Below are 310 nucleotides of genomic sequence, written 5' to 3' on the forward strand. Positions count from 1 at the left end.
AACTCGTAGGGGTGCGGGCGCAGGTTCACCGGCGCGATCTCGTTGTCGCGCTTGTAGTTGATCCAGGTCTCGATCACGTCCGGGGTGAAGACGCCGCCCTCGGTGAGGTATTCGTGGTCGGCTTCCAGATTGTCGATCACCTGTGCCAGTGAGGTGGGGGCCTGGGGGATGTTGGCGGCCTCGTCGGGGGGCAGTTCGTAGAGGTCCTTGTCGACCGGTGCCGCCGGTTCGATCTTGTTCTTGATGCCGTCGATGCCGGCCATCAGCATGGCGGCGAACGCCAGGTAGGGGTTGCCCGAGGAGTCCGGGC

Annotated in this window: 1 pseudogene; it reads right to left on the reverse strand. The window is 64.8% G+C overall.

What is annotated here, in order from left to right:
• Positions 1–310: pseudogene (locus tag LI92_RS21570) on the reverse strand (type I glutamate--ammonia ligase); the annotation flags it as partial.

This window comes from Mycobacterium sp. UM_Kg1 (assembly GCF_000972925.1).
In the GTDB taxonomy this organism is placed as follows: Bacteria; Actinomycetota; Actinomycetes; order Mycobacteriales; family Mycobacteriaceae; genus Mycobacterium; species Mycobacterium hiberniae.